This window comes from Marinobacter sp. BSs20148, from assembly GCF_000283275.1.
GTDB classification, from domain to species: Bacteria; Pseudomonadota; Gammaproteobacteria; order Pseudomonadales; family Oleiphilaceae; genus Marinobacter; species Marinobacter psychrophilus.
Genome location: NC_018268.1, coordinates 1,285,551 through 1,311,768, shown reverse-complemented (window position 1 = coordinate 1,311,768; position 26,218 = coordinate 1,285,551). Strand labels below are relative to the sequence as shown.

24 protein-coding genes and 1 pseudogene are annotated in these 26,218 nt (G+C 54.3%); 9 read left to right on the top strand and 16 right to left on the bottom strand.

What is annotated here, in order from left to right:
* Positions 1-424 precede the first annotated feature (424 nt).
* A complete protein-coding gene (gene rnk, locus MRBBS_RS05875) occupies positions 425-808 on the top strand; it encodes a nucleoside diphosphate kinase regulator (protein WP_014870533.1) in 384 nt (127 codons plus the stop codon).
* A 41-nt stretch (positions 809-849) separates the two neighbouring features.
* Here rnk and MRBBS_RS05870 read toward each other — a convergent pair whose 3' ends face one another.
* Positions 850-1,731, bottom strand: a complete 882-nt coding sequence (locus tag MRBBS_RS05870) for a LysR substrate-binding domain-containing protein (RefSeq protein WP_083847001.1) — start codon at positions 1,729-1,731, stop codon at positions 850-852.
* A gap of 116 nt (positions 1,732-1,847) precedes the next feature.
* Here MRBBS_RS05870 and MRBBS_RS05865 point away from each other — a divergent pair, with 116 nt between their 5' ends.
* A complete protein-coding gene (locus MRBBS_RS05865) occupies positions 1,848-2,921 on the top strand; it encodes a YeiH family protein (RefSeq protein WP_014870531.1) in 1,074 nt (357 codons plus the stop codon).
* Between the two features lie 33 nt (positions 2,922-2,954).
* Here the strand turns inward: MRBBS_RS05865 and MRBBS_RS05860 are convergent, their stop codons facing one another.
* Positions 2,955-4,568 carry a methyl-accepting chemotaxis protein gene (locus MRBBS_RS05860; RefSeq protein ID WP_014870530.1) on the bottom strand — a complete coding sequence of 538 codons (1,614 nt, stop codon included), beginning with the start codon at positions 4,566-4,568 and terminating at the stop codon, positions 2,955-2,957.
* A gap of 272 nt (positions 4,569-4,840) precedes the next feature.
* On the opposite strand from MRBBS_RS05860, the gene MRBBS_RS05855 reads away from it, so the two are divergent.
* The gene (locus tag MRBBS_RS05855; RefSeq protein WP_014870529.1) at positions 4,841-5,494 is read left to right on the top strand and encodes a hypothetical protein; all 654 of its coding nucleotides are present in this window, start codon (positions 4,841-4,843) and stop codon (positions 5,492-5,494) included.
* Between the two features lie 12 nt (positions 5,495-5,506).
* Here MRBBS_RS05855 and MRBBS_RS05850 read toward each other — a convergent pair whose 3' ends face one another.
* Both MRBBS_RS05850 and MRBBS_RS05845 read right to left on the bottom strand, forming a co-directional pair.
* Positions 5,507-6,127 (bottom strand): L-threonylcarbamoyladenylate synthase, encoded by a 621-nt coding sequence (locus MRBBS_RS05850; RefSeq protein ID WP_014870528.1) that lies wholly within the window; start codon positions 6,125-6,127, stop codon positions 5,507-5,509.
* Complete coding sequence (locus tag MRBBS_RS05845; RefSeq protein WP_014870527.1) at positions 6,124-6,474, bottom strand: BolA family protein; 351 nt, start codon at positions 6,472-6,474, stop codon at positions 6,124-6,126. The genes MRBBS_RS05850 and MRBBS_RS05845 overlap by 4 nt, the downstream gene beginning before the upstream one ends.
* A 181-nt stretch (positions 6,475-6,655) precedes the next feature.
* Here MRBBS_RS05845 and MRBBS_RS05840 point away from each other — a divergent pair, with 181 nt between their 5' ends.
* From MRBBS_RS05840 to MRBBS_RS05830, 3 genes are all read left to right on the top strand, one after another.
* Positions 6,656-8,830 carry a DNA topoisomerase 3 gene (locus MRBBS_RS05840; protein ID WP_014870525.1) on the top strand — a complete coding sequence of 725 codons (2,175 nt, stop codon included), beginning with the start codon at positions 6,656-6,658 and terminating at the stop codon, positions 8,828-8,830.
* A gap of 117 nt (positions 8,831-8,947) precedes the next feature.
* A complete protein-coding gene (locus MRBBS_RS05835; protein WP_014870524.1) occupies positions 8,948-9,217 on the top strand; it encodes a hypothetical protein in 270 nt (89 codons plus the stop codon).
* Positions 9,210-10,847 carry a FecR domain-containing protein gene (locus MRBBS_RS05830; protein ID WP_227497583.1) on the top strand — a complete coding sequence of 546 codons (1,638 nt, stop codon included), beginning with the start codon at positions 9,210-9,212 and terminating at the stop codon, positions 10,845-10,847. Before MRBBS_RS05835 ends, MRBBS_RS05830 begins: the two co-directional genes overlap by 8 nt.
* A 36-nt stretch (positions 10,848-10,883) precedes the next feature.
* On the opposite strand, the gene MRBBS_RS19910 is transcribed toward MRBBS_RS05830, so the two are convergent.
* Together MRBBS_RS19910 and MRBBS_RS05820 are read right to left on the bottom strand one after the other, a co-directional pair.
* The gene (locus tag MRBBS_RS19910) at positions 10,884-11,348 is read right to left on the bottom strand and encodes a fibronectin type III domain-containing protein (RefSeq protein ID WP_227497582.1); all 465 of its coding nucleotides are present in this window, start codon (positions 11,346-11,348) and stop codon (positions 10,884-10,886) included.
* 162 nt (positions 11,349-11,510) lie between these two features.
* Positions 11,511-11,801, bottom strand: coding sequence for a DUF6482 family protein (locus MRBBS_RS05820; RefSeq protein ID WP_014870521.1), 291 nt, complete (start codon positions 11,799-11,801; stop codon positions 11,511-11,513).
* A 193-nt stretch (positions 11,802-11,994) separates the two neighbouring features.
* On the opposite strand from MRBBS_RS05820, the gene MRBBS_RS05815 reads away from it, so the two are divergent.
* Positions 11,995-12,354: a hypothetical protein gene (locus tag MRBBS_RS05815; RefSeq protein WP_050996592.1), complete on the top strand. Its 360-nt coding sequence runs from the start codon at positions 11,995-11,997 to the stop codon at positions 12,352-12,354.
* 29 nt (positions 12,355-12,383) lie between these two features.
* On the opposite strand, the gene MRBBS_RS05810 is transcribed toward MRBBS_RS05815, so the two are convergent.
* The 10 genes from MRBBS_RS05810 to MRBBS_RS05770 all read right to left on the bottom strand — a co-directional run bounded on the left by MRBBS_RS05810 (position 12,384) and on the right by MRBBS_RS05770 (position 23,252).
* Positions 12,384-13,133, bottom strand: a complete 750-nt coding sequence (locus MRBBS_RS05810; RefSeq protein WP_014870518.1) for a CLCA_X family protein — start codon at positions 13,131-13,133, stop codon at positions 12,384-12,386.
* A 210-nt stretch (positions 13,134-13,343) separates the two neighbouring features.
* On the bottom strand, positions 13,344-15,092 hold the full coding sequence (locus MRBBS_RS05805) for an ATP-binding protein (protein ID WP_014870516.1): 1,749 nt from the start codon (positions 15,090-15,092) through the stop codon (positions 13,344-13,346).
* Positions 15,076-16,239, bottom strand: coding sequence for an alcohol dehydrogenase-like regulatory protein ErcA (gene ercA / locus MRBBS_RS05800; protein ID WP_014870515.1), 1,164 nt, complete (start codon positions 16,237-16,239; stop codon positions 15,076-15,078). Before ercA ends, MRBBS_RS05805 begins: the two co-directional genes overlap by 17 nt.
* 49 nt (positions 16,240-16,288) lie before the next feature.
* A complete protein-coding gene (locus MRBBS_RS05795) occupies positions 16,289-18,094 on the bottom strand; it encodes a prolyl oligopeptidase family serine peptidase (protein WP_014870514.1) in 1,806 nt (601 codons plus the stop codon).
* Positions 18,095-18,164: 70 nt separating this feature from the next.
* A complete protein-coding gene (gene pqqE / locus MRBBS_RS05790; protein ID WP_014870513.1) occupies positions 18,165-19,322 on the bottom strand; it encodes a pyrroloquinoline quinone biosynthesis protein PqqE in 1,158 nt (385 codons plus the stop codon).
* Entirely contained in the window at positions 19,319-19,612 is a 294-nt protein-coding gene (pqqD, locus tag MRBBS_RS05785) for a pyrroloquinoline quinone biosynthesis peptide chaperone PqqD (protein ID WP_014870512.1), read from the bottom strand. The genes pqqE and pqqD overlap by 4 nt, the downstream gene beginning before the upstream one ends.
* Complete coding sequence (gene pqqC, locus MRBBS_RS05780) at positions 19,612-20,367, bottom strand: pyrroloquinoline-quinone synthase PqqC (protein ID WP_014870511.1); 756 nt, start codon at positions 20,365-20,367, stop codon at positions 19,612-19,614. Before pqqC ends, pqqD begins: the two co-directional genes overlap by 1 nt.
* Positions 20,364-21,299, bottom strand: coding sequence for a pyrroloquinoline quinone biosynthesis protein PqqB (gene pqqB / locus MRBBS_RS05775; protein WP_014870510.1), 936 nt, complete (start codon positions 21,297-21,299; stop codon positions 20,364-20,366). The genes pqqC and pqqB overlap by 4 nt, the downstream gene beginning before the upstream one ends.
* A 56-nt stretch (positions 21,300-21,355) precedes the next feature.
* Positions 21,356-21,427 (bottom strand): pyrroloquinoline quinone precursor peptide PqqA, encoded by a 72-nt coding sequence (pqqA, locus tag MRBBS_RS18845; RefSeq protein ID WP_007153157.1) that lies wholly within the window; start codon positions 21,425-21,427, stop codon positions 21,356-21,358.
* 304 nt (positions 21,428-21,731) lie between these two features.
* Entirely contained in the window at positions 21,732-23,252 is a 1,521-nt protein-coding gene (locus tag MRBBS_RS05770) for an aldehyde dehydrogenase family protein (protein ID WP_041635106.1), read from the bottom strand.
* Positions 23,253-23,444: 192 nt separating this feature from the next.
* Here MRBBS_RS05770 and MRBBS_RS05765 point away from each other — a divergent pair.
* Together MRBBS_RS05765 and MRBBS_RS05760 are read left to right on the top strand one after the other, a co-directional pair.
* Positions 23,445-25,107 (top strand): annotated as a pseudogene (locus MRBBS_RS05765) (gamma-glutamyltransferase family protein).
* A gap of 320 nt (positions 25,108-25,427) precedes the next feature.
* Entirely contained in the window at positions 25,428-26,216 is a 789-nt protein-coding gene (locus MRBBS_RS05760) for a transporter substrate-binding domain-containing protein (RefSeq protein ID WP_187290776.1), read from the top strand.
* Positions 26,217-26,218: the final 2 nt, after the last annotated feature.

Below are 26,218 nucleotides of genomic sequence, written 5' to 3'. Positions count from 1 at the left end.
CAACGCCTCCCAGCAACGGCGACCGCGTCCATGCTGAGCGCCAGAGCTAGAATAATGAGTTCGATCATAATGTAGACACCTGAATTATTCCGCTGTGCTTTGGCGTCGAACGATAAACTGCCGATTTTCCCCGCAGAACCAGTCATAGATTCAACAATGCAAGGCTTGTGGAAGTTGGCAAAAGGTTATAGATTGATTGGAAGCTTTTACAGGCCAAAATTTCACTGTATTCCCGCGCAAAAGGTCCTGCTGGGAGCGATTTCCTTCTCGAGTTGAACTATTTATACTTTTGCATTTTCCGCCAGGCTAATGTGTAAAGTTACTCTTTCACTTTTCTTACTGTTCGCCGAACCCGCTCTTTTAACGCCAGGTTCGGCGTTCGATCTTTGCGTTGCTTTATACTTTTTATTCTCTGGAGATTACGATGTCTGAATTGCCAGCGATTCTGGTTGCTGAAGAAGATTTTAACCGCCTGTCTAGCATGATTGAAAAACAGGGCCATTCAGAAACCGCTGCGGCGCTGGATGAAGAGCTCAGCCGTTCAACTCTATTGCCGCTGGCAGATATACCCGACACAGTGGTTACCATGAATACAGCTGTGCGTTTTCAAGACGAAGACAGCAAAAAAGAGCACCAATTAACCCTAGTCTACCCCCACGAAATGGGCGACGGCGAAGGTAAAATATCCATTCTGGCCCCGGCTGGCTCGGCGCTGCTAGGTTTGAGCGTGGGCGAATCCATCAAATGGCCAGTGCGCGGTCGCAAAGACCTGCACCTGAAGATCATTTCGGTCCAGCGCGAGAAATAAGTTTGCCCCGCGCCTTAGTAATCAGCGCCCCCACTTATCGCCTAGGCTTTGTTGTGCAAGATATCAGCAAACGCTTGGGCTGATGGCGACAAAGGACGGTCACGGAATCGTAATTCACACAGTGACCGGCTCAACTGTTCAGCTCCGGGTAGCGCCACTTCCTGTAACCGTTCTAACTCCAGCAATTCGTTGATGACCACCCTGGGCAAAAGCGCAAAACCCATGCCGTTAGTAACGCAGCGAGCAATGCCCTCGTTTGACGCTATCTGCAAGGTAGTTTTCGGTATAATTCCCAGGCTTGCTAGTAAGCGGTCGCAAACAGAGCGCGTTCCAGACCCCTCTTCCCGTTGGACCCAGCAGCCACTGTTCATTCGCTCCAAAGAACCTTCGCCTTGTGCCCACTCCGTGCCGGCCACCAGCAATAAGCCTTCATCACGCCAATGGCGACTTTCAATTCGCGGGTCTTCCACATCCCCTTCAACGATCGCCAGGTCCAACTGACAATCCAACAGCCATTCGCTGATTACCCGGGTGTTTGCCACGCGCACCTTCATATTGATGTTCGGATACCGGCGCGCAAATTCGGCAATCGCCGCCGGCAGCCAATAACCAGCCACGGTGGTGCTAGCGCCCAGTGTCAGGTTGCCTATATGCGCACCTACCCGGGCTTCTATGTCATCCACGGCGGCTTTTTCCAACGCAAAAATACCGCGAGCATGATCAAATACCGCGCTACCACCGGCGGTCAGCTGAACTTTTTGACTATGTTGGCTTTTGCGCGACTGCATACGATCGACCAGCGTCAGCCCCAGCTGGCTTTCCAGCTCACGCACGCCCTGAGATACCGCAGGCTGGCTAATATGCAAAACAGTAGCCGCGCCGGAAAAACTGCCTTCCTGCACCACCGTATAAAAAATCCTCATTAGATGCAGATTTAACACTATAACCTCAGCTTATAAGCGTTTAATAAAAGCATATTCGATCACGTCATAACGTGGGCGTAAGCTAGCGCTATCTCAATGTTATTCGGAGAACGCAGGTGAATACTGCAGAGCAACAAACAGCGGCAGCAGACACAAAAGGCACAACAGCAGAATCCCCAAAAAAGCAGATTGTGCCGGGTCTTGCGCTAGTAGCTACATTGGCTGGCGCCGCGTTTTTTCTAGCCCAACAATCTTGGTTTCAGCGGATGGGCATGGGCCCGCTTACGCTGGCGATCGTTATCGGTATTGTGGCGGGCAATACGGTTCTGCGCAATCAACCCTTTATTCTGGCCAATGGCATATTTTTGGCAAAGGGCTTGTTGCTGAGGCTAGGCATTATTCTTTACGGTTTTGGCATCACTTTTCAGCAAATCAGCGCGGTTGGCGTTAACGGCGTGTTATTGGACGCTACAATGATTGCCTCTACCTTTGCGATGGCGCAGCTGATTGGCCGGCGCTGGATGAAGATGGAAAAAGAAACGACCATTTTAATCGGCGCAGGCGCCTCTATTTGTGGTGCGGCGGCGATTTTGGCGACCGAGCCCGTGGTTAAAGGCAGAAGCGATCAGGTATCTGTCGCAGTCGCAACGGTGGTAATTTTTGGCACCATCAGCATGTTTCTTTACCCATTGATGTATCCGCTACTGGGTATGACAGAGCACCAGTATGGTATTTACGTGGGTTCTACCATTCATGAGGTTGCGCAGGTCGTCGCTGCGGGCCAGGCAATCAGTACTGAAGCGGCCAACAGCGCCATCATTGAAAAAATGGTGCGGGTAATGATGTTGGCGCCGTTCCTGCTTATTCTGGCCAACGTGCGCCTGCCAAGTCGCCGTGCAAACGCCGGCGTTGGCAAAGAGGAACGGCAGAAGTTGGTCATTCCCTGGTTTGCGGTTCTGTTCCTGGCGGCGGCTGCGGTTAACTCTGTGATTGCCATGCCCGCTATGGCCACCAACGCCATTCGCCATGTCGACCTGTTCCTGCTATCCATGGCGATGACCGCACTGGGCTTGAGCACACAGGTATCTGCAATACGACGTGCGGGACTGCGCCCACTGATACTGGCCGGCTGTCTGTTTGCCTTCCTGACAGTTGGCGGCTATATCCTAAACCGTTTGCTGATCGGCTAAACCATCTCTAACCAAGGCTCAATGGCCATAGACCTATGGTACAAGCTTGAACTGATCAATTGTCTGGCGCAGGTTTTCGGCCATTACCAGCAATTCAGCCGCTATTTGCGCGGTCTGCTGGGCTTCCAATGTCGTTTGCTCGGCGGACCGACTGATTTCAATCACGTTCTGATTGATGAGATCAGACACATTGCTTTGTTCGTTAGCGGCGCTTTCCATTCCTTGGTTCAGGCTGGTAATTTCGCGGGTAGCTTCGGCGATGATTTTCAGCTCGGCCTGTACTTTCAAAATGGAATCTACCTGCTGGCTGGCACGGTCTGACGCACCGCGCATGGTCGAAAAACAACCCGCAACTTCTTCTTTCAGGCCGTTTATCGTGTCGCGAATCTCAGCCGTAGACACCTGGGTCCGCGATGCAAGAGCCCGCACTTCATCGGCAACCACAGAGAATCCGCGGCCGGCTTCGCCAGCTCGCGCTGCCTCAATAGCCGCGTTCAATGCCAACAGATTGGTTTGATCAGCAATATTGGAAATGGTCTCCAGCATCGTCGTCATTTTCGCGGTGCGCTGATTCAAAGCTTCAATCCGCTGAGCACCGTTTTGCACCTCAACATTTAGTGCTTCAATGCCGCCAACCGCACTTTGCGCAAGCTCCTCACCCAGCCCGGCTGCTTCGGCCGTAGCCACCGATTTTCGCGTGGTGGTAATGGCGCTTTCCCGCACCTGCAGCGCTGATGCTGCCATTTCCGTAGTCGCACTGGCCACTTGGTCGGTGTTGTCGCGCTGGCTTAACACCTCCCGTTCGCTGGCGCCGGCCTTGCTAGCAATATCACGCGCGGCTTGCTCAACATGCTCGGCACTGACCATAACCTGGTTCATGCTGTCTCGCATTTTACTAATCATGCGGTTGAACGCATTGGACACCAAGCCAATTTCATCGTTGCGCACCACATCCAGCTCAAGGGTCAGATCCGAGTTACGGGATATTTCATCCATGCGGTCACGCAAACGGCGCAAGCGCGAAAACACCAAGTGCCCCAACACCCATGCGGTAATTGCAAATACCCCCAATAACAGAACCGCCTGACTGCCAGCACTGGTCAGCAACTGCGCCTGCAACCGTGCATCGGTTTCAGCCACGGAATATTCGACACGGATGGCACCCAACACATCCCCTTCCCGAGCCTGATGGCACCCCAAGCAATTCACACCCTGGTAATCTGCCATCGCAATCACCGGCTCAATCAGGGTGTAAACCCGGCCGCTTTCATTGCTTGAGTAGTGCTTTATACGCTCACCTGCCAACGCTTTCTCGTCAAGTGGGCCGCGCATTTGTTCTGCAACGTTACCGCTGCCAAAAACCTCGTTCAGGTGATCGCTGCGAACTACTCGCACGTTCAGCACGTCTTCCGGCGCCATCACCTTCTCACGCAGAATTTCACGATTGTGCATGGTGCCCGTCACCATCATGGTGTTGAGCGCATCAAAGTAAGATTTCGCCAAGCCGTCTACATATTTGTGGCTGAATTCCTCCACGTGTTCACGCTGGGACTGTGCGCTAAAAAATACGGTGAACGCGAGCACCAGTGAAAACGCCGTCGCAAGTGCTAAAAGGAGCATAAAGCGAATGGAAAAGTGTTTTTTCATAGTTAACCTGGCTTATTGATGGCTTTGACGACAACGAGAATTCAAGCCGCAAAGACGGGAGCACGAATCAGGAACTTCAACCGCCGCTGCTTGCTTAAGGTAACGGCTAAACGACCACTAAGTTTACCGCAAAGCCCTTGGGGCTCATTGGGCCCAAGTCAATTTAGCGTACGATCACGTCAAACGCGAACTGGCCCGCTATTTGCTTGATTAATCACAGTGGCTACAAACATTGTGCGCCAAACTCAACACTGCTGCCGGAGGGCACCGCCATGTCACTACTGTCTACCCTGCTTCGTGCCGGCAGCGAATTACACACGGCGCTGGAAAAACGTCCACCTGCTCCGTCAGTTAGCACTGGCAGTCGTGCTCAAGGCAATGCAGAGCTAACCGCGCAGCCCGGGGCAGACCGGTTCACACCTTCTGAAAGCAAAGAGGACGACTCGACTCGCAAGGTAAGCAAGCTAGCGATTACAGATTACAAGAAAAGCGTCGGGCAAGATCTTGCCTTTATAAGAGAAACGCTGCGGCACAAACTTGCCGAGTACAACATGCCCCCGGCAACGGCGATTCACATCAAAAATGACAGGCAGGGAAACATCGCGGTAGAGGGCAAAGGCCAGAATCCGGCGTTTGCACGCATTGCCGGGGACCTGAACGTAAACACCGCGTTTCAGGATGCATTCCGGCGCATGAGTGTGAACGAACCTACGCTGCACTTTATGGACAATGCTCTGAAGTTGGGAAAAGCCTACGGCGTGAACAACTCGCTACTGAACACACTGGTCAGCGAGAACCAGCAGTTCAACGGCCTGCAAGATCTAGTGCACCGCTACGACTCGCTACGCCGCAACGCCGAAGCCGTGTCATTGACCTCTGCCTACACAGCCCGGGATTACGCGTTGAGCTTCAACGCTCGGGCCTGATTTGGAATAAATTTACTTAAACGGCGACGGGTCGCCCTTGCCTACCCGTGTCACTTCCGGGCTGCCACTGGTGAAATTAACCACCGTGGTGGCTTCCATACCGCAGAAACCACCGTCAATAATCAAATCCAACTCGTGTTCGAGCGCATCGCGAATGTCTTCCGGATCGGTCATTGGCTCGGTTTCGCCGGGCAGTATCAGCGTGCTGCTCATGATGGGTTCGCCAAACTCCCCCAAAAGTGCGTGCACAACCGCGTTGTCAGGAACACGGACGCCAATGGTACGGCGCTTGGGATGCAACAAACGCCGTGGCACCTCGCTGGTGGCATCCAGAATAAAGGTGTAAGCACCGGGCGTGTAGGTTTTCAGCATACGGTAGGTGGTGTTGTCGACCTTGGCGTAAGTACCAATGTCTGACAAATCCCTGCAAACCAAGGTGAAGTTGTGCTTGTCGTCCAGTTTGCGAATGCGTTTTATACGATCAGAAGCAGATTTGTCACCCAAATGGCAGCCTAACGCATAGCCCGAGTCGGTCGGGTACGCAATAACGCCGCCTTTGCGAAGAATATCCACCGCCTGATTAATAAGGCGCTTTTGCGGATTATCCGGATGAATCTGAAAAAACTGACTCATGAATCAGCCCTCTTGTTGAAGCTTGCCCCGGGGTCGTTTTTTGAGCCGCCCAAGCAGTTTGGGGAATCGGGTGTGGACTGATTTTGCGCAGCCCATTCCTCAGGCGTGAAAGGGTGCATAGCCAGCGCGTGCACACCAGCAGCCAACTCTGCAGCCAGCACTTGATAGATCGCCTGGTGGCGCTTCACCTTTGATTGCCCCAAAAATGCCGGTGATACCAGGGTCACCTTGAAATGGGTTTCCGAATTGGGCGGCACGTTGTGCTTGTGGCTTTCGTTCTCGATAATCATCACCTGGGCATCAAAAGCCTGGCGCAACTTGGCCTCGATTGTTTTCTGCACGTCCATCACTCACTCACTCTTCGTTGCTTGTATATCAACAGTCTACTATATATCAACCGCTAAACCCGACAACCTTGACAGCGTTGCGGGGAACCGCCACATTCGCAGCGAACACGGGTAGCGGGCCACTCTTAAATTCAATCTTAAATTCGCACCCCACGTCAGTTTCAAGCCAAACGGGAACACCATGCACCTTTATATCGCCGAAAAACCCAGCCTTGGCCGCGCCATCGCCGCGGCCCTGCCCCAACCCCAACAAAAAGGTCAGGGCTGGATTCGCTGCGGCAATGGCAGCAGTGCGGTTACGGTCAGCTGGTGTATCGGCCATTTGCTGGAGCCCGCCGAACCCGCCAGCTATAACCCGGCCTGGAAGAACTGGCGCGCCGACCAGCTGCCGATGTTCCCGGAAAAATGGCAGCTCACTCCGAAAACCGGCGTTGCCGCCCAGCTTAACGTACTGAAATCGCTGATTCGCAAAGCCAGCGAAATCACCCACGCTGGTGACCCGGACCGGGAAGGCCAGCTGCTGGTAGACGAGGTGATTCGCTACGTGGGCACGGATGCGCCCGTAAGGCGCCTGCTGATTAACGATTTAACCCCGGCTGCGGTAGCCAAAGCGCTCAAACAGACCCGCGATAACCGTGACTTCCTTCGGCTGTCGGCTTCGGCCCTGGCACGCCAGCGCGCAGACTGGCTCTACGGCTTGAACCTGACCCGTTTTTATACTCTGCTCTATCAAACAAAAGGCCAGCAGGGCGTTTACTCTGTTGGCCGGGTGCAAACCCCGGTGCTGGGCCTGGTGGTTAAGCGCGATCAGCACATTGAACAGTTTCAGCCCCAAGACTTTTTCCCGCTGGAAGCCCATTTTCACGGCATGGAAGAAGACTCTGACACCCGCACTTTTAGCGCGCGCTGGGTGCCAGGTGAAGATTACCAACACCTGCTGGACAGCGAAAACCGCTTGCTGGATCGCAGCGCGGCGGAACAGATCGCCGCCGCGGTTGAGGGGAGACCAGGCAAAATCTGCGAATCCCGCTTTCGCGACCGCTCAGAGCCGCCACCACTGCCCCTGTCGCTTTCGGCGTTGCAAATCGAAGCCGGTCGATTGTTCCGCATGGCCGCTAAAGACGTGCTGGATACCGCGCAGAGTCTGTACGAGCGCCACCAACTCATTACCTACCCGCGGTCTGACAGCCGTTACCTACCGCTGGAACATTACAATCAACGTCAGCAGGTTATAAGCGCTGTCGGCAAGGTCGATACCGACCTTGCCGAAGCCTGCAACACAGCCGATTTACAACGAAAAACCGCAGCTTGGAATGACAAAAAAGTAGACGCCCACCACGCCATTATTCCCACTAGCCGGAGTAGCGCGGGTGCTACGCTATCTGGAAAAGAAGCCCAGATCTACAATTTGATCAGTCGCTATTACTTGATGCAATTTGCAGCAGATGCCATCCATCGGGAGGGCAAATTGGGAGTAACGTTAGGCGACCACCTGTTCCGCACCTCAGAAACCGCTGTTTTACAGCTCGGATGGAAAGCGCTTGAACTGAAATTGCGCGACGCCAAAGCCAAATCTGAAAAACCCGCACTGCCTCGGCTGGGCACTGGCGATCCGGTACTGTGTGACGGCACTCAGGTGTTGCAGCAAAAAACCCAGCCCGCCAAACACTTTACTGACGCGACGCTGCTAGCAGCAATGACTAACATCGCGCGCTTTGTTGACGACCCGGAACTGCGAAAAACGCTGCGCGAAACGGATGGACTGGGCACCGAAGCTACCCGCGCCGCTATTCTGGAAACCCTGTTCAAACGCGACTACCTATTTCGTGATGGCCGCCACATCCGCGCCAGCGATAAGGGTAAAACCTTAATAAACGCGCTGCCAGACTCTGTCAGCAAACCCGACCGCACCGCCGTTTGGGAAGCCACATTGGAAGCTATTCATCGCGGCGAAGCGCAGCCGCAACAGTTTCTGGATTCCCTGAAACAAGAAATTCAGGGATTTGTTGGTTGCCCGGCACCCCTAGTTCCTGACGCGGCCGAGGTAACGACCAGCCCCGATGCCCCGCACTGCCCCAAGTGCCGCGCCGGCATGGTTGAGCGCAAGGGCAAATTCGGCGCTTTTTACGCCTGCGGCCGCTACCCGGGTTGCAAAGGCACCCGCCCGTTGGAAGACCACAGTCCAGAAGATGGTAGCAGCCAAAAACCAGTTCCCTGCCCATTCTGTTTTTCGCCCCTGGTCAGGCGTAAAAGTAAAAAAGGTTGGTTTTGGGGCTGCAGTTCTTTCCCCGCCTGCCGTCAAACAGTAAACGATGTAAACGGAAAACCTGACCTGCCAGCAAAACCGGCTATATAATAAAACGGAGCCCGATGCCGGATTTTGCGACACTGATTTAGAGTTCACGAGCGCTAGAACAAATAACGCCGGAAGGCCGCTCGCTGAACAGCCATTTACTTGTTGCAGGAGAGCTAGATGCGCATTGCGTTGCTTGAGGATGGGCCGGAGCAATCTCAGCATGAACAGGGCATTATTTGCAGACGCCGTCAGAGTTGCGATGCTTTTGAAACAGGTCAGCATTTTCTGAGTGTTGTACTGCACAACAATAACGATTTACTGGTGCTGAACTGTCAGATTTCGGGCATGTCCGGCCTGTCGCGTCGCAGCCAGCAAGCGCAGAGTCGTAAAAACCAAAAGCCAGACAAAGGTGTGGTGCACGCGCAAGTGATGGCGGCCCATGACTGAAAAGACGCTGCGTAGCAGTATTCTAATAGTGCGTATTTTACCACTGCTCTTAGTCGCGCTCCTTTCCAATACAGCTGTACAAGCCCACTTGCCACTTGCGATGGGCTCGGGTGTGCCCGCAAACAGCTCGGGTACGGCACTCGCTGAATGGGTTTACACCCTGCAAAAAGACGACAGCGTTCAGCAGCTCGCCACGCAGTTACTGGCCCCACCCCACAACGCCCAGCAATTGCTAAAACACAACAGCCTGAACAATGCCCTGCTGCCGGTGACAGGCGAGCAGGTGCGCATCCCTATGGACTGGCTCAAACGCCAGTCCCAGCCCGCCCGCGCAACCTCTGTATCTGGCCTGGTGCAACTACTAACCAGCAACGGCCAGCGCCGGCCACTGACCGTAAACACACTGATCCGCGCGGGTGACGAGTTACTGTCTGGTTCCGGTAACACCACTGTCACCCTGGCCGAAGGCTCTGAAATTCGCCTGTCACCACATTCTAGACTGGCGTTTAACCGCATGACCCAGTTTGGCAAGCCGGGCATGATGGATACCCGCTTGCGGCTGAATCGTGGCGAGGTTTTTACCAACGTAAAGGAAGTGGTCAGCGGTGGCAGCCGTTTCGAAATTGAGACTCCCTCGGCAACAGCCGCGGTGGATGGCACTCAGTTTGCGATTCAGGCAAACGATGGGGGCACGAGCTTGCAGGTTATTAATGGCGAAGTTTATTTTGGCCAACAGGGGCACTCCGTAGACGTGCCCGCGGGTTATGGCGCCCACGTAACCGCACAGCCCGGAGGCGATGTTCGCCTGTACAAACTTGCACCGCCACCCATCGTTGCCGACCTGCCGGCCATTCTGCGTAAGCTGCCCGCAGAACTACAATGGCAAAGCCTTGCGAAAACTCACAAGCTGGATATTTTTGATACCGGCAGCGGGCGATGGGTAGACAGTCGCACACTGGCTGGTGACCGTTTTGACATAAGCCGGCTGAACAACGGGCGCTATGAAATTCAGCTCGCAGCATTAGACTACCAGGGCATAGCCGGTTTACCTGCGGTTGTGCCATTCAACGTTGACCTTCAAGCCCGCGCCGCCAAATTGTTAGAGCCTGTCGACGACAAGACCACCACCAATCAGCCCGAATTTAGCTGGGGCCTAAATGGCGACAACGAAATCGCCCAAATTCAGATTTCAGCCACGCCGCAGTTCGAAAATCTGGTAGCAACCAGCGAGTGGGCACAACAAAGCGAAGCGCAGCTATCGCAACAACTGTCTCCCGGCCAGTATTACTGGCGGGTTAAAACCGAAGCCGGCGGCGACTCCACTGCCACCAGCAACGTCCACAGCCTGATCATTGACGGCAGTTTGCCACCGGTGAAAATTATCTCGGTAAACTACTTGGATCAACAGGTGCGAATATTCTGGGAATCAGTGGAAACAGCCACCAAGTATCGTTTGCAGCTTTCTGCAGACCCGGATTTTTACCCGATTATCAAGGAAGCAGATATACCGGGAACTTCGGCAGGCTTGCGCCTGATTCCCGGAAAGCGGTATTTTGTGCGGCTAAAAGCAGTTTCTGACGGGCCATTGGCAAGCCGCTGGGGTCCGGCAAGGGAGATATATATCGATTGACGGTTGAATAGGCATCAATGTATGAAACGTGACCTGTTAGACCGAAATAGTTTTGCTAACAACGGCTGAAGGTGAGCTTAGCAGCCCATTGTCATCTCTCGCTTGGATAGTGAAATACCAGGTACCAGCAGACAGATTTTCAATGGTGTAAGACATGTCAATCAGACCGGCCGCGCCGTCAAAGATTGCAGAGCGATTGAGGTTATCGGCACTGGTGCCGTAACGAATTTCGTAGCTGGCCAAGTCTTGACCACTTAAGGTATCACCATTTACTCGTGTTACAGGCGCCCTCCAACTCAAAGTCGCCTGATTTGCGGTAGAACTTACTGTGCTAAGCGTCGAACTAAGTGCTGTCGTATTTGCCGTAGCCACCACCGCACTTGGCGTCGCTACACCAGCAGCATCCGACTCATCTCCATCACCGCCACAGCCCGACAACAAAATCAACATTCCGCCAAAAACCAGGCCTCGATAAAATACACTGCTGATCCGATTATTCACTTTTAGCACCACTTTGCCGCCATTTTGTGAAATTGTAACAAAAGTGATGGATGTATGATGTTAGGCAGTCCTCAAAAGATACGGCAAAATCGCCATAATTGTTGGCTGTAACCAAATTGCGCCCAAAAACCAGAAAAATAACGAAAGCAGCTTGGCAATTCGCTAAAACTGAACCCGCATCGGCTCAGAGCTGGAGTCTGGCATACCGATCATTTCGTCCGTTCCAGTTGGCGGAATCAGGTCGCAATCCGCCACAATAAAACCTCGCATGGCTTCACGTGCAGCGCAAGCACCTGCAAACAACACCGCTTTATCCTGATCATTAGCCAAAATATAACCCGAACCCCCAATATAAAAGCGAACCATGTAATACCGACCCTCCATGGACACAATTTCAACCAGGCTGATGGGTTCGTGCTTGCGGGATTTCAGTTCGCCAAGTGTCATGTGCATGGACGTTGCTCTCGCATTGAGTTAATTAGAATCTACGCCAGCTTCTGAATTGCAGATCATTCGGCAGGTTGAGAATGGTGTTACAATAGTCATCTGGACAGCCGGGTAAGCATCCGTTTGTCGTATCCATTTCGATAAAAAGGTCTGCACTCTCGTCAGTTGCATTCCCAAAAACCCACTCCTGGAATGCAAAATGTTCGCGATTGATCGCCTGTCCGCAATAATTCCAATGACACCCGACGCTAGATCCGATGTTTGGAAATTGAGCTGCATACTAATGTATGCCGGGCCTGTCGCGCTATCAACCATAAATTTGCGTGTTGGCATGCTGGTGACGCACGCTCCCTCAAATCCAAAAGTTATTTTGGAAAACCGCCGCATGGTCACCGAAAAACTCGCTGCGCTTTGGGACACAGGGCTAGAGGTGCAAATGGCGTGGTTAGATACGCTATCCGGTGGCCACACGCCTTGGTGGACAACCAGCTTGCGCATCCTTGAACCCCTTCTTGAACGTGCTATCGATAACTCAAAACGCCTTTCTTCCGAAAGCTGATGCAGGCGCAACCAGAGCGATTATCGCTCTCATTGAGCTTGGGTCTGTTCCCGATATAACGCTTTACCCAACGCCTGGAAGTAGTTTTCAAACGCTTCGTTGATCGCCTCTCTGTGCTGGCCCCTCGGGTACAGCCCCGCCTTCGCCTCATCCGAGTAAACAGTGCCACTTACCAGAAACCTATTGCTGGGCCTGCTGTCTTCAACAAAGGCTTCAAAAGCCCGTGCGCAGAGCTCCTCCGGTCGAGCGTAATACAGCACCTTCAATTTCTTGTCTGCTTGTTGCGAGCACTGAAACTGATCACTGGGTTGAGTGCCGCTCTCATTCAGTAAAATGGTGCGAAAGCAGTGCTCCAGACGTTTGTTTAATGGATGTTGTTTCTGTTTCTTGCTGTCAAGCCATGCACCAGATGCAAAGCCGTTCTTGACCGAGTCGTGGAAGGCTTTATTGCCCATATAATGGTCGAAAGCATGAAACCACTCATGGGCCAAGCTACCTGCGCCGGCATTTTTAGCCAGCGCCAGTTGCCGTGTCGCCGGAATATAGTGTGCAGCCACACCGGGGCGCCCACCAATGCCGTACTGGAGGCTAAGCGTGCTCCTTAACGAAATCAGCAGCTCTGGACTCTTGAGGATTGTCATCAAATCACACAACGCCTGGTAGAAGCGCACTGCCGCAAAATCACGCTCTTCTGGCGTAACCCAGCGACCGACTTCAATACTGCGAAAATCAAACTGGCGTCTGATCGTGACGAACGATGTCGCGGTGGAGGTCATCATGATTTTCACCGATTACTGTTTATATATACAGTATTCTGAAGTGTAATCGCAGATGGGTCAAATCTGAAAACTAAAAACCAGCGAAGGTCGTATTCGACCAAAGTTACTTTCAATGACTAATTTGGTCTTATGCACAGAACCACCCTGGCTTAATAGCAGCGGCTCGTTCGTCACATAAAGCCGGTGGTGCAAACGATCGGGGACACTGCGTTACTGCACAGACAACAAACTCGTCAGCAATGCCCGCAAACGGTTGGGTTTTACCGGCTTGTTTAAAATCGGTAACCCCTGTGTCCGCATCAGCGTGCGCAGTTCATCGCCCCGGTCTGCGGTAATCAAGGCCGCTGGCACAGGCGATCCCAGTAGTTTCCGTATCGCTGAAATGGCCTGCCAACCCGTTTTTTCATCATCCAGGTGGTAATCGGCGAGCAGCGCCGCGGGTACGTTATTTGTCTGCCGCAAATACTCCAAAGCCTGATGTTCGTCAGGACTGGCGATGACCAAACAGCCCCAGCGCTCCAGCAACAGCTTCATACTGGCAAGTATGGCCGGCTCATTATCAATCACCATGACCAAAATACCAGCGAAGCCGTGAACAAAGCTGGGCACAACTTCAGCGGCCGGCAACGTGGCCCGACGGGCTGATTGCATGTCCACGGGCAGCACCAACGCAAACCGCGAACCTCTGCCTGGCCGCGAAATCACGTCTATCTGGTAGCCCAATACCGACACCATTCGTTCAACAATCGCCAGCCCCAACCCGGCACCTTGGCGTCCGCCGGTTCCTTGTGGCAACAATTGATGAAATTCGGTAAAAATATCCTTCAGTTTACTTTCGTCAATACCCACACCGGTGTCCCACACTTCAATACGCAGGCTGTCGCGGCGGGCTCTCAGTGCCAGAAGAACACGGCCGCTGAGGGTGTAGCGAAAGGCGTTGCTCAGTAAATTACGAAGAATGCGAGTAAGCATGCGCTGATCGGTTTTTATCAGCGCCGGGATAGTGCGAACGTGGAACCGCACGCCGGCATTAATCGCCACTGCTTCGAATTCTTCACCCAGGCTTTCGGCCAGAGCGGCAACATCGGTCAGTAGCAAATCCGGCACCATGGCCTGCTGGTCCAGTTTTGAGATATCCAGCAAATCCGCCAGCAAGTCTTCGGCGCCTTCAAGCGCGCGATGTACCTGGTGCACCATCCTCGCCTCTTCCGCCGGCAGCGCGCTTTCCTGCAGCGCCGATATGGTCAGGCGCGCAGCATTCAGGGGTTGCAGCAAATCGTGGCTGGCCGCTGCCAGATATTTGTCTTTGCTGCGATTCGCATCGCGCGCGGCTTGCGCTGTAATAACCAGTTCGCGCTCGACTTTTTCTCGTTCTGCAATCTGGAAATGCAGCCCAACGTTGGCGTTCTGCAGCGCCTGGGTGCGCTCTTCTACCCGGCGCTCCAAGTCTGCGTTGACCTGCACCATCTTCTGCTGCGCTTGCACTCGCTCGGTTATATCCGCCACAAACGCCTCAACCACTTCTGGCCCCAGATCTGGCCGCCTGAGCAGGGTGATGGCGACATTGACAGGCGTCGCATCGGCGCGACGGAGGCGAATTTCGCGGGCGCTCAGACTGCCCCTATCGAGCAGTTCCTGACGCAATGCATCGAACTCATTGGCGCTGCAAAAAAGCTGTTCACGCAAGCGAATAACCCGGGCTTGCAGGTCTTCAGCACTGACGTAACCGCAGATTTTGGCCATGGCCGGGTTGCAGGCCAGAAAACCACCGCGTAAATCACCCTGAAAAATACCGTGAAGTGCCTTTTCAAATAGCCACTTATAGCGATTACGCTCTTGCTCTAACTCCTTAAGCCGGTCTTGCAGCGCAAGGTAGTAGTTCTTGCGCACGGACTGGCGACCCAGCCCCAACAAATCACCCACCTCATAGCCACGGTCGTCATCAAAGGGCTTCTTCATACACAACCTGAACATCTCTGAGTGACGACTTGCGAGGATTGGTCAAAATACACGGGTCCTGCAATGCAAAACCAGAAAGAGATGGAATATCAGACACCCTGACCCCCAACTCTGACAACTTGGCCTCTAGCCCCACGGTGCGCTTGAGCTGAATAATGCGACTCATCAAGCGTTTCTGAATTTCGGCCTGGCTCATGCCACGAGTGTCGATATTCATCGCTTCTGCAATACGACGAAAGCGCTCTTCCGCAGAGTGGAAATTGTAAGCCACCACGTGTTCCAGCAAGACGGCGTTGCATAATCCATGAGGCAAATCCAGAAACCCCCCCAAGCTGTGGGACATAGCGTGAACGGCACCCAAGATGGCGTTGGAAAATGCCAGACCGGCCTGCATAGACGCCAACATGATCTGCTCGCGCAAATACGCATCGGCGGTATTAGCCACCAAGGGCTCCAAATTGCGGTTAATCAGCCGGATCGCTTCCAGCGCGTTAGAATCGGTCAACGGCCCGCTGCCAGTAGATACATAAGCTTCTATAGCATGCACCAAAGCGTCAACGCCGGTGCAGGCAGTAAGATAGCTGCTCATGGTTTCGGTCACTTCGGGATCGATCAGCGAAACATCTGGCACAATTGCTTTGCTGATGATGGAAAATTTAAAGCGACGAGCAGGGTCAGAAATGATCGCAAACTGTGACACATCAGCCGAGGTTCCGGCCGTGGTCGGAATCAGTATCATCGGCGGCGGCGGATTTACGATGGTGTCCACCCCTTCAAAATCCAGAATATTGCGGCCATCACTGACCACAATACCGATGCCCTTGGCACAGTCCATGGGGCTTCCGCCGCCAATGGCCACAATCACATCGCACTCGAAGGATTTGTAGAGCTCGGCACCGGCCATAACCTCATCGACGCGAGGATTCGCCGAAACACCCGTGTAAACCGTGGTACGTATGCCGGCATCGGTCAGCAAGTTAACGATTTCGCCCACCCAGCCGGCAGCCGCGACGCCGGGATCGGAAACCAGAAATACATGTTTTGCGCCAAAATTACTGGCAAAGTTAGCGACAGACTTCCTTGATCCGGCTCCGAATACGATCTCTGGCGAGACAAATTTTCTTAAAGCGGAAATGTCGTGACCCATGAACAAGCACTCGACGTTAAGTTTATTTTTGTACGTAATACCCGAGAGTTTAACTCAAGCTTTCTATGCATTCATCGGTGTTTCGACCATGCCGTTGATAAAAGCTATAAAGTGCCTCTAGCATGATCGCCTGATTCGCCTGTTGTACAAACCCGTGGCCCTCGTCCTGGAACCAGTGAAGCTCTGGCTTCTGCCCGGCTTGCTCCATGGCCGCGACCATCGTGCGGGTCTGTTCGGGAACGACCACTTTGTCTTGCCCGCCCTGAAAAAAAATCACCGGCGCTGCCATTGTCGCCGCGCGTAACCGCGGCGTGCGGTCTTGCCAGCGTTGCGGATGTCGTTCGGGACATCCCAACAACCAGTCCAGATAACCGGATTCGAAGCGGTGGGTCATACGCCGCAGTTGCATAGGATCGGTCACGCCGAACTGGCTCGCGCCAGCGCTGTAGCGCTGACTCAGGCTTAAAGCCATTAACGCGGTATAACCGCCAGAACTGCGGCCCTGAATAAACACTTGGTTACCATCGGCGTAGCCTGCAGTCACTAGGGCATCTGCAGCTCGCGCCATGTCTTCCACATCAATGTCGCCCCAACGCTCCGCCAGTGAAAGCCGGAACGCCCTGCCATACCCGCTGCTGCCACGATAGTTTACTTCCGCCACGGCAAAGCCTCGCTGGCACCAGAACTGAATCAAAGGGTTGAAGACCGGATAGGCCGCAGAGGTTGGCCCACCGTGGGCCACCAAAATCAGTGCCGGTGGCGCGTTACATGGTGTCAGAGGCGAATATAAAAAGCCTTGGGGCGGGGTCGTTTCCTGTGCAAGCGCCGCAACTCGAAACGACACTGGCTGCGCCAGGCCGTGCCCGGGCAACGCTGATTCGCCACCAGCCACGACACTCGTCTCAGCGCTTTGCGGGTCTATTCTAAGCACCGCATCCAAGCGGTCCGGAGAACGCGCAATGGCATAGAGAAAGTCGCCACGAGTGCACAAGCTGCGAAAATCGCTGAACGCCGGCGCAATCCGTGCAGAGTTTAAATGGCCAAAGCCCGACAACCATAGCTCGCCGCGGCCAAGGTCATAATGAGTGCGAGCCCAACCTCCGCCCGGTAGCGGGCAGTGGTGAACTTCACCCAGTTGCCAGGGTGCATTGGCGTGGTCACATTCGGGCACCGCGGCTTTTGTCCAGAGGTTCACGGGATTCTGGGTGTCGAGTTGCCAGGGTTGCCACCAGCCCTCATGGTCGGACATCACCCAAAGGTCTTGCCCCGCAAACACCGGCTGCTGAATAGACGCGGGTTGGGGAGCGCTATGCGCCCGAGGATTCTCCAGTGTGCCATCAACCGTTATGTTCGCCGTCCACACACGGGTTTGCAGCCAGGGCATATCAGGCAGTTGCCAGCTCACCCAGGCAATGTGTCGGCCGTCTGCCGACAACGCGGGCGCACTGTAAAAATCTTCGCCCTGGTGCAACACCGTTAGCGTGCCATCGCGAGACACCGCCACCAGTTGCTGGCGCCCATTCGCCACGCCCTGCCCGGTTTCGCGTACCGCCAGCACCCGTTGCCGCAATGGATCAGCCCGCAATCCGCCATAGGCGGCGGTATCGGTCGTCAGCGCCTGACTTTGCTCTGCACCCAAGGGAATAAAGTGAATGCGTTGATCATTGCTAACGGCAAACACGCCATCCGGTGCGGCAGCCAGAACCCCACCCCCGTAGCCATTTACCCGACTGCGAAGATTGCGCAGATTCATACCCAACGCCGACACTAGCCCTTGGTCGTTCAGGTGCCATATCTGGCTGGCGCCGGTTTCGGGTTCGTTTTGTAGCCAGAATACGCCAGCGCCTGAAGCCACCAAACCGCTGCGCTGGGTATAGCCAGCACAAGCCTCGGTGGCGCTCAGTAAGCCTTTAACTGACGGCTGACTAACTGCGGAAGAACATGCGGGAGTTGCCGGCGTTGCGATAGGTCAGTTCCTCAATGCCTGCGGTGGCATGGTCGGCGGCCTGGCGTGCCGCAAGAATGCGGTCGTGGTAGGCCGATTTGCTGCACACCGGGTCGGCATTATCGGCGTTACCGGTTAGCAAGAAAGCTTGGCAGCGGCAGCCACCAAAATCTTTTTCTTTTTCATCACAAGACTGACACGGTTCCGGCATCCAGCCGTCACCGCGATAATGATTGAAGCCCGGGCTGTCGTACCAGATGTGTTTCAAGTCGTTATCGCGCACGTTGGGAAAATCGATGGGCAACAAACGCGCGCTGTGGCAAGGCAGCGCCGCACCGTCCGGTGCCACGGTCAAAAATAGACTGCCCCAGCCGTTCATGCAGGCTTTCGGGCGCTCCTCATAATAGTCAGGGGTGACAAAAATCAGCTTCATGGCCGAACCGTCGTCCCGCAGGCGAGCACGATATTGATTCACTTCACGCTCGGCCTTCTCCAACTGCGCCCGTGACGGCATGAGCCCTTCGCGATTTTTGAACGCCCAACCGTAATACTGGCAGGTAGCCAGCTCTACGAAATCCGCCCCCAGGCGCTCACACAGCGCCATAATGTCGTTCATCTGATGAATGTTGTGGCGGTGAATCACAAAATTCAGAACCATGGGATAGCCGGCTTCTTTCACCGCCCGCGCCATTGCCAGTTTTTGTTCAAACGCCCTGCGAGAACCGGCCAAAGCGTTGTTCAACTCTGGGTCTGAGGCCTGAAAACTGACCTGAATATGATCCAGCCCGGCGCTGGCGAACGCCTCTACTTTGGCGTTAGTCAGGCCCAGGCCGGACGTAATCAGATTGCTGTAATAACCCAGGTGCCGGGCTTCAGCAATCAGCTCTTGAAGATCTTGACGCACCAGCGGCTCGCCGCCGGAAAACCCAAGCTGGGCCGCGCCCATCTCCCGCCCCTGGCGCAGCACCTTTACCCAGTCTTCCGTGCTGAGTTCACGCTCGGTCTGGGCAAAATCCAATGGGTTTGAACAGTACGGGCACTGCAACGGGCAGCGGTAAGTCAGCTCCGCCAGCAACCATAACGGTGGCCCAATCGTGGCCGCTTTCTGGCCGGTCAGCGTGGATGAAGGCATATTCATGAAAGTTCGATCCAATGTTGTTCGCGGGCGTGTTGCAGAAACTCGTTAACATCGTCCGCCAACGACCCGGCCTCGGGAAAGGCCTGTTCCAGCGCACTGATAATGTCCTGCACGGAGCGCTGGCCGTCCACTTCGCGCAGAATAGCGCCGGCGCTTTCGTTAAGCTTCACCATGCCCTCGGGGTAGAGCAACACATAGCCGTTCTGTACCGGTTCCCACTGAAACCGGAAGCCACGGCGGAAACGGGGTACGCTTCCAGCTGCTACCCCAACGACTGTTGAGTCTACCATCACAGCCCCCTGTGCCAGGCTTGCTGATCCGTAACCGTATGGAACGGCGGCGTTTTGTGGCTGTAGGCCATGGTCAGGGCGTCCAGCAAGCTCCACAGAATGTCCAGCTTGAACTGTAAAATCTCGAGGGCGCGAGCCTGCTCGGCAGCGCTGGTGAAATGCTCCAGCGTAATCTCCAGGCCATGTTCCACATCGCGGCGGGCTTCTGAAAGGCGCTTACGGAAATAACTATAGCCGGCCTCATCAATCCACGGATAATGTTGTGGCCAGCTGTCCAGACGAGACTGGTGAATTTCTGGCGCAAACAGCTCGGTCAGCGAGGAGCAGGCCGCTTCTTGCCAAGTCGCGCGGCGCGCAAAGTTCAAGTAGGCGTCCACCGCAAAACGCACGCCGGGTAGCACGTGGCGCTGGTCAATCACTTCTTCCCGAGTCAGCCCCACGGCTTCCGCCAGGCACAGCCAGGCTTCAATGCCGCCCACATCACCGTCGTGACCATCGTGGTCAAGAATGCGCAGCAACCATTGTTTGCGCACGCTAGCGTCGGGGCAATTGGCCATAATGGCCGCGTCTTTGCGCGGTATCATTACCTGATAATAATAGCGATTGGCCACCCAGCCCCGGATTTGCTCAGGGCTGCACTGGCCGCCATACATGGCCTGATGATACGGGTGATGAATATGATAGAGCCGGCCCTTATTGCGTAACGCCTGTTCAAAATCCGCGCGATTCAGGGTGGTGTTCACAATGGCATTCATGGCGTCCCCGACAGATCTATGTGCATTCCGTCCCAGGCCACCTCGATTCCGTGCTGCGCCAGCTGCGCTCGCTCGGCGGAGTCCTCGTTCAGAATCGGATTGGTGTTGTTGATGTGTATCAGAATCTTGCGCCTGGCCATCATAGTGTCCAGCACTTCCATCATGCCACCAGGGCCACTCTGGGCCAAGTGGCCCATGTCCTGACCGGTTTTCGTGCCAACTTGCTGGCGAATCATTTCGTCGTCATGCCATACGGTGCCATCAACCATCAATACATCGGCCTGACGCATCCATTGAAGTATATGCTCGTCAGGCTTGCCCAGCCCCGGTGCGTAAAGCACGGTAGCGCCGGTGCGAGTATCCTCAATAAACACGCCAATATTGTCACCGGGGTGCGGCTGGTCGCGGCGAGGCGAATACGGTGGCGCGTTGCTCAGCAGCGGAATAGCGGTCAGTTTCAGATTCGGCGCACAGGGAATAACAAAGCCTACGGCCGCGCCGTCACCAAGGGCAATTTCTTGCCAGCGCAACCCACCGTTCCAATGTTCCAGCATAGGAAACAGAGGAAAACCAGAGCTAAGGTCTTCGTGCACCTGTGCGGTACACCAGATGTCCAGCGGTAGGCCTTCGCGCAGGGTCAGCAGGCCGGTTGTGTGGTCCACCTGGCTGTCAATCAGCAGAACGGCTGCAATACCGGTATCGCGCAGCGCACGCGCCGGTTGTATGGCAGGAAACGACGCCAGTTGGGCACGAATATCGGGGGAGGCGTTAAAGAGAATCCAGCGTTCGCCGTCTTCACTAACCGCTATGGATGATTGGGTGCGTGCGTGGGCGTTAACAGTGCCTTTTCGCAAACCGTCACAATTCGCACAATTGCAGTTCCACTGAGGGAAACCGCCGCCTGCCGCTGAACCAAGAACCTGAATATACATAAGCAGAAGCTCCGGAAGTAAAACAGCCAGCGCCGGGGCGCTGGCTACTTCAGACTTCAGCGGTTGGCGAAGTACATGGTGACTTCGAAACCAATACGCAGATCTTCATAAGCTGGCTTTGTCCACATAATACATACCTCTTTTATAGTGATTGTTTGCGCATCAAGGGAATACCGGCGTTTTCACCTCTTCCCTAAAACCCATCCTAAAGGTAGCAGCAAATGACCAATATGGTACTTTCGCACTGTTTTTGGCGCGTCTTAAGTTGCAATTGCGATGCCCTGAAAACACAGCCGTCCAAGAATGCACTGCGGCAAAAGCCAAAAAAGGCCCGCGGGGGGCCAAAAAAGAACGGCACATAACGGCCTTTCAAAAGGAAAAGCCCCGGCGAACGCCGGGGGGAATTCGCACATTCAGCGCGCAAACCTATGTTTAGAAAAAGCCCAACGGGTTTATGTCGTAGCTGGTCAACATGCACTTGGTTTGCTGGTAATGATCCAACGCCAATTTATGGGTTTCACGTCCAATACCGGACTTCTTATATCCACCAAAGGCAGCGTGGGCAGGATACGCGTGGTAGCAGTTTATCCAAACCCGACCGGCCTGAATATTGCGACCCATGCGGTAAGCCACGTTGGTATCACGGGACCAGACACCTGCGCCCAAGCCAAACTCGGTATCGTTGGCGATGGCCAGCGCTTCTTCCTCGGTTTTGAAGGTCGTTACCCCCACAACCGGGCCGAAGATCTCTTCCTGAAACACCCGCATCTTGTTATCCCCCTTAAACAACGTGGGCTGAATGTAGAAGCCGTTAGCAAACTCGCCTTCCAGGTGCTCGCGACCGCCGCCGGTAAGTACTTCAGCGCCTTCTTGCTTGCCAATCTCAAGGTACGACAGAATCTTGTCGAACTGTTCTTTACTGGCCTGAGCACCTACTTGAACATCGGTATCCAGCGGATTACCACGCTTGATTGCGTTGGTGCGGGCAACCACTTTTTCCATAAACTCGTCATACATGTCTTCCTGCACCAGGGCGCGGGACGGACAGGTACACACTTCCCCCTGGTTGAAGAACGCCAGAACCAGACCTTCCACGCACTTGTCGATGAATTCCGGCTCGGCTTTCATCACATCTGCGAAGTAAATGTTTGGTGATTTTCCACCCAGTTCCACGGTGGAAGGAATAAGGCTCTCAGCAGCGCACTTCAGAATGTGAGAACCCACCGGTGTAGAGCCGGTAAAGGCAATTTTAGCAATACGCTTGCTGGTTGCCAGCGCCTGGCCAGCTTCAATACCGTAACCATTAACCACGTTAAGCACGCCCGGCGGCAATAGATCGCCAATAAGCTCCATCAGCACCAGTATGCTCGCAGGCGTCTGCTCGGCCGGCTTTAATACGGTGCAGTTACCGGCCGCCAGGCAAGGACCCAGCTTCCAGGCCGCCATTAGAATAGGAAAGTTCCAAGGAATGATTTGTCCAACCACACCCAGCGGCTCATGGAAGTGATAAGCCACGGTATTATGGTCGATTTCACCCATATGGCCTTCCTGGGCACGGATACAGCCGGCAAAATAGCGGAAGTGGTCAGCGGCCAGTGGAATGTCAGCGTTCAGGGTTTCACGAACGGCTTTGCCGTTGTCCCAGGTTTCTGCAACCGCCAGCAACTCCAGGTTTTCTTCTATGCGGTCCGCTATTTTCAGCAAAATGCGGGAACGCTCCTGGACTGACGTTCGGCCCCAGGCCGGCGCCGCCTTGTGCGCAGCATCCAGTGCCAGCTCGATGTCTTCGGCTGTGGAACGGGGAATCTCACAAATCACATCACCGGTAATCGGCGTGATATTATCGAAATACTGCCCCTTGACCGGAGCAACCCACTCGCCGCCAATGTAGTTTCCATAACGCGCTTTGAAAGAAACGACCGAACCTTCCTTTCCTGGTTGTGCATAGATCATGGTTTCGACCTCTTTTTGTGTTTGTTGCTCACCAACGTGGGCTTTCGTATTCACCCACCCAATGTAGATACTAAACCTTTATCGGTGAATAATGCGATAGGGGCGAAAAACTCATCCCTTGGTAGTAGTTGCGGGCTAAGCGCCGATGCGGCGGACCCTCCGTCTGACTAAGAGTAGTGCGAGAAACCAGCAATGCGAATCAGTGTGCGCAAGTGCTCGCCAGTCACATCCATCCGCGAACGCATGGCATTATTTTTGCGATGGTTATTACAAAGTGACCAGCCAGAGACACCCACTATGCTAAAAACAGTCTATTCAACCCGCGGCATGTTCGTCGCCCCTCATCATCAGGCAGCGCAAGCCGGCCGGGATGTTTTGAAAGACGGCGGCAACGCCGTCGAAGCCATGGTGGCGGCCGCCGCGTCAATCGCGACTTTGTATCCGCATATGAACTCAATCGGAGGCGACGGTTTCTCGCTAGTTCACGAACCGGGTAAGAAACCCGTTGCCATCGATGCCTGTGGCCGCGCTGCTATGGCCGCCAGCACCGAGTTCTACCGCGGGCACGCGCAGATTCCAGATCGCGGTCCGCTCGCGGCCTTGACCAGCGCCGGCAGGCTGGCAACAGGCGCTGCGGATTGCCAGTGGCTGGGACAAAGCACTGCCCTTATCTCGACTGCTGGCCCCCGCTATTGAGCAAGCCCGGTGCGGTATGGTTGTGACCGAAAGCTTGGCTGAACTCGCCGCTGAAAAATCCCCCCAGATGACCGATGCGCCGGGATTTATAGACAACTTCGCACCTGGCGGCCAGGCGCTGGCGTTGGAGTCTTTGATGAAACAACCCGCTTTGGCAGCGACCTTTGAGCAGCTGGCCAAGGCTGGACTAAATGACTTTTACCGAGGCGAGCTGGGCAAAGCCATAGGCGATGAACTGTCTCGACTCGGTAGCCCACTGACGGCCAAGGATTTTACCGTCTATCACGCAACACAGGTTGCCCCGTTAGACACCAGACTTCGTGGAGCGCGGATTTTTAATTTGCCGCCGCCTACTCCGGGTCTGGCTTCATTGATGATACTGGGCATTTTCGATCGTTTAGGGGTCACGGAAGCGGAAGGATTCGATTATATTCATGGTCTGGTTGAGGCCACCAAACAGGCTTTTCGCGTCCGAAATCGTATGGTGACCGATCCAGACCATCTGCCGGGGCTGCCTGCGAATTACCTAACTCCAAGCAAACTAGCGGAGCTGTCTGCAAAAGCGGATCCCCGCAATGCGCTGCCTTGGACAGATCCGGCCATGCCGGGGGATACTGCCTGGATGGGTTGTATCGATTCTGAAGGTCGCACTGTCAGTTTTATTCAAAGCACTTTCTGGGAGTTTGGCTCCGGTGTCGTGCTTAAGGACACCGGCATCAGCTTCTCCCTCGACCCATCATCTATCAAAGCGCTGGCCCCTGGCCGCAAGCCCGTACATACGCTCAATCCTGCGCTGGCTCAGTTTGACGATGGCCGAGTGATGAGTTACTGCACCATGGGTGGCGAGGGACAGCCCCAGACTCAGGCCATGGTATTCACCCGCTACGCCCTGTTTAATCAGCCATTACAGAAGGCAATAACCGCCCCCCGCTGGCTGTTGGGACAAACCTGGGGCGACATCACCACAACCTTAAAATTTGAAAACCGTTTTGATCCGGCACTGCTCGACCAGTTGAAATTGGCAAGACATGACATTGAACTTCTTAATGAGGCCTTCAGCGACACCATGGGCCATGCTGGCGCTTTGGTTTGGAAACCGGACGGCATCATTGAAGGCGGCGCCGATCCGCGCAGTGATGACTGCGTCGCGGCGCTCTAATCATCCTGATTCGTGCTGCCCCAAACCGCCCCGGAGTGAAGCGCATTTAACTCCAGCTGCTTTTTTTTGGTGCGAGAATGAATGGGTCGGCGAAAGTATTTATCCAAGAAAAATTTAAAACGCTGTTTAATAACACTTTCATTAAATGGCACACACCTTGCTTAGCGCTTCTTGCTAAAAGTACTTGCTCCGGCCGCTACCACTTTACGGCCACTTCGTTTTGCCACGGATTTAACCTCAAGAGGAACGTGTCCATGTATCACTCAATTCGAACTCTTTTCCGCTCTGGGAATCTTGCAAAATCTCTGACAGGCCTCGCCGTGATAATCTCTGCCACTTTCTGCATGGCATCCACTAGCCATGCTCTTACCGTCGAGGAAATTGAACAGCGGGGTTACATCAAGGTCGCTACCGAGGATGATTACCGCCCGTTTGAATTTATCGAAAACGGCAAATCAACCGGTTATCACAACGAATTGAAGGAGCTGGTCGAGAAAGAGACCGGTCTTGAGTTGCGCCAGACCACCCTACCCTGGTCCGGTGTTCTGCCCGGCATTACCAGTGGTAAGTTTGATATTGCTCTATCAGCGGTACTGGTAACCGAAGCTCGTAAGCCCAACTTCGATTTCACGACCCCGACGGCTGCGTCAACCACCATTTACGGCACACGGAGCGACAGCCCCATCAAAAGCGCAAAAGACTTGGTTGGCAAAATCGTGGGTGCCCAGACCGGTAGTGCCTTCCTGGCAGAGTTCAAAGTTTTTAATGAAAAATTGAAGGCTGAATATGGCGAAGGCGCCAAGGAAATCGTTGAATATGCCAGTTACCCGGAGGCCTACCAGGACCTGGGAATTGGCAGGCTTGATGCTGTGGTTAACAGCGACCTTGCAATCCTTTCACTGGTCGCCGAACGCAGTGACATGTTTATAGCAGGTGAGCCGGTGAGTGAACCTCGCTACATCGCCTGGTCTGTTAAAAAAGGTAACACCGCGATTCTGGAGATCATGAACGGCGCCCTTACGAAAATCCGCGAAAGCGGTGACATGTATCAGCTTCAACAGAAATGGCTGCGCGCCAGCCACAAAAACATGCCTGTAGACGTGAACTAATA